This window comes from Enterobacter sp. 04-C-12-SI-ECC (assembly GCF_047530715.1).
In the GTDB taxonomy this organism is placed as follows: Bacteria; Pseudomonadota; Gammaproteobacteria; order Enterobacterales; family Enterobacteriaceae; genus Enterobacter; species Enterobacter bugandensis.
The window spans coordinates 1-3,151 of sequence record NZ_JBLKDI010000045.1 but is presented as its reverse complement, the minus strand read 5'-3'; the positions used below and the strand labels follow the sequence as shown (position 1 = coordinate 3,151).

3 protein-coding genes are annotated in these 3,151 nt (G+C 48.5%); 1 reads left to right on the top strand and 2 read right to left on the bottom strand.

What is annotated here, in order from left to right:
• Positions 1-945: 945 nt before the first annotated feature.
• On the top strand, positions 946-1,134 hold the full coding sequence (locus ACMWL8_RS25015) for a Rop family plasmid primer RNA-binding protein (protein ID WP_053507524.1): 189 nt from the start codon (positions 946-948) through the stop codon (positions 1,132-1,134).
• 47 nt (positions 1,135-1,181) lie between these two features.
• Here ACMWL8_RS25015 and ACMWL8_RS25010 read toward each other — a convergent pair whose 3' ends face one another.
• Positions 1,182-1,409, bottom strand: a complete 228-nt coding sequence (locus tag ACMWL8_RS25010) for a hypothetical protein (protein ID WP_206282062.1) — start codon at positions 1,407-1,409, stop codon at positions 1,182-1,184.
• A 1,038-nt stretch (positions 1,410-2,447) separates the two neighbouring features.
• Positions 2,448-2,960, bottom strand: a complete 513-nt coding sequence (locus ACMWL8_RS25005) for a hypothetical protein (RefSeq protein WP_053507525.1) — start codon at positions 2,958-2,960, stop codon at positions 2,448-2,450.
• Positions 2,961-3,151: the final 191 nt, after the last annotated feature.

The following is a 3,151-nucleotide window of genomic DNA, read 5'->3' as shown; positions in this document are numbered from 1 at the left end:
CCCCGGATGAGGGATCGAGATTGTATTACACATTTTGGCACCTTGACCTTGCGGTCCGTGAAGAAGATTAAGGTTATTTGCTAACGGGGCATGAGCTGGTAAGGCTCGCAAACTGGTAAGGTCTGCCGTTGCGCCTATTCTAACACGATCACCATATTGAAGAGCAATTAATGCGCTGATGAATCGAGGATTTTTGACACAAAAAAACCCGCCTCTTCACGATTAGCGGGTTCTCTTGTGAAGGTTTCACCTTCTTAAGAAGCCATCTCAAGCTTCGACAAATAGCCACCACAGCTACCTGCCTATGTTTTTTAATTGCCAGCCACCACAGCCAGCGCCATGGATAGTAATTCTAACGAGGGATCCCGTAAACAGTGTTTAAAAAACCAGCCATCAGACCAACAGCAGCATCGAGAGCAGCCTGTAAAACCCCCACTGTACGGCACCAAACGCTGCCTAAGACATTATCTACACAAAAACCTAGTCATAGGTTCACCAATAATTTAAAGCCGTTTAAATCAGTTTGAAGCCGTTTAGAGCATATATAAATTGTTTAGTGTTTTTTCCTATTGAAAGGATCCCAATCGATCGGTGTAGTTTATAGGTTTACAAATAGTCTTTGTTTAACAATAAATTAAATAAATAAAGAAGGATCGATGAGGATCTCTGGTGTATCGATCTATCAGGTTCCTACTTGATGAATCACGTAGGAAGAAACTACGACACAAGCTCGGGAAAGTAACTTTTAACATAACATCCGTTGCCCGCACCGCCTCAGAGGCTCTCAGGGCGTTTCTGAGGCCTCCGGCCTGAAACATACACCTTTCTGTGCCCATATCGAGAAAAAACGCCCCTGATGATTTCTGCGTACCTGCATGGCTATGCACTCAAGTGAATGAAGTAAGATTTCAGTCTGCGATCACCATAAAACCGGGAAAAAGCCGTATGACAAAACAGGAATCAGCCGCACTGAACATGGCAAAATTTATCCGGGCGCAGTCGCTGCTGCTGCTCGAAAAACTCGACATGCTCGATCTTGATGACGAGGCAGCCGACTGTGAGCGAATGCACGAACAGGCTGAAGCGCTTTATCAGAAGCTGAGCGCACGCTTCGGTATACAGGACGGCGAATAAAGAGACGAAAAGAACGCTCACTTAGACGAAAAGCGTATCCAGGGCAACTATGTATATCCACCGTGTACATAGTCATGCCTGACGCTTTCGAGCAGGTCGAGCATGTAGGAACGACGAGCTTGATTGGTATCGGACACAATATGGCGATACGCCTCAAACATAAAAGCACCCGCATCACCGCCCGAACGGCGAAGCATAGCGGAAATCATCCGCACAAAGAGCAGACGTTCATCGGGGCAAAGGTTCATAAGTTCTCCTGGTGAAAAACCAAACATGAAGCACCCATCTATTAACGTCAGCTGTGAACGCTTCATTAGAAGAAAATAGGTAAACCCGGGAAAAAGATCCAAACGTTAACATCACAGGTAAACAGAAACGTCGGGTCGATCGGGAAATTCTTTCCCGGACGGCGCGGGGTTGGGCAAGCCGCAGGCGCGTCAGTGCTTTTAGCGGGTGTCGGGGCGCAGCCCTGAACCAGTCACGTAGCGCTAGCGGAGTGTATACTGGCTTAATATGTCGACACGGATGCGGAGGTCAGTGAAGTGCTTCATGTGGAAGGAGGAAAAAGGCAGCACCGGCGCGTCAGCAGAATATACGAGACAGGAGATATTCCGCTTCCTCGCTCACTGACTCGCTGCGCTCGGTCGTTCGGCTGCGGCGAGCGGTGTGGGCTTACAAACTGGGCGGAAATTTCCTAGAGGATGCCAGGGCGATACTTAGCAAAGAAGAAGCAAGGCCACGGCGTTGCCGTTTTTCCATAGGCTCCGCCCCCCTGACAAGCATCACGAAATCTGACGCTCAAATCAGTGGTGGCGAAACCCGACAGGACTTAAAGATACCAGGCGTTTCCCCCTGGTGGCTCCCTCGTGCGCTCTCCTGTTCCTGCCTTTCGGTTTACCGGTGTCACTCCGCTGTTATGGCCGCGGTTTCTCATTCCACGCCTGACACTCGGTTCCGGGAAGGCAGTTCGCTCCAAGCTGGACTGTATGCACGAACCCCCCGTTCAGTCCGACCGCTGCGCCTGTTCCGGTAACTTTCGACTTGAATCCAATCCGGATAGACACGGCAAAGCGCCAATGGCAGCGGCCATTGGTAACTGGGCAAAGGGATGAGTCTTGATGTGATAGCCATATTGCGGCTAAACTGGAGATACTTGTTTTGGTGACTCGTCGCCCTTACGACAGTTACCCGGTTCAAAAACTTGCCCGTTTGTTGAACCTTGAAAAAGCCACCTTGCCGGGTGGCTTTTTTCTTTCTAACGTCAAACGTTAAACGGCCATGCTTTAAACGTCAATTCATTGCCGTTTAAAGCATTACCCGCAATCTCGACCAAAAGAATCATTAGCTACATCTAACGCCTGTAGTGATCGAAAAACTTCATCATAACCGTGAACGGACACCAAACGTTTTAAACAACGTTCATCTCGACTTTTTAACTTAGAAAGAGCCAATCTCTCTCGCGTCAAAACCACTGATTCCGGATCTTCCAGCAACAGCTGCATATCATTTTCCGTAATGAGATATTTAGCTTGGATAGTTCCACCTCCAGTATCCGACGCGGTGGGAATCTTCACGCGTGATACAGGCAGGTAAAACTTATTTTCCAGAACATCAATGACCGCAGCCAGCTTAGTTACTTCGTAGTCTGCTTCAATCCGGTTCCCCGCACTTGTTACGCACTTCCCTTCACACATGGCAGCAAGAACAATAGCTTGAGAGTCACACATGTCATGAACAAGAGACAACATAAACGGGGAGTGATTGAACAGATTTGAAAGCTTACGGCGGGAGATAGAAGAAGGATAATCGACAGTTACTTTAGTCATGATTCACCTCCACGCCACTAAAGATAGCGGACGGAACCTTGCGGCACGTGAAGGAGATATAGCTAACATCCCCCGGATGAGGGATCGAGATTGTATTACACATTTTGGCACCTTGACCTTGCGGTCCGTGAAGAAGATTAAGGTTATTTGCTAACGGGGCATGAGCTGGTAAGGCTCGCAAACTGGTAAGG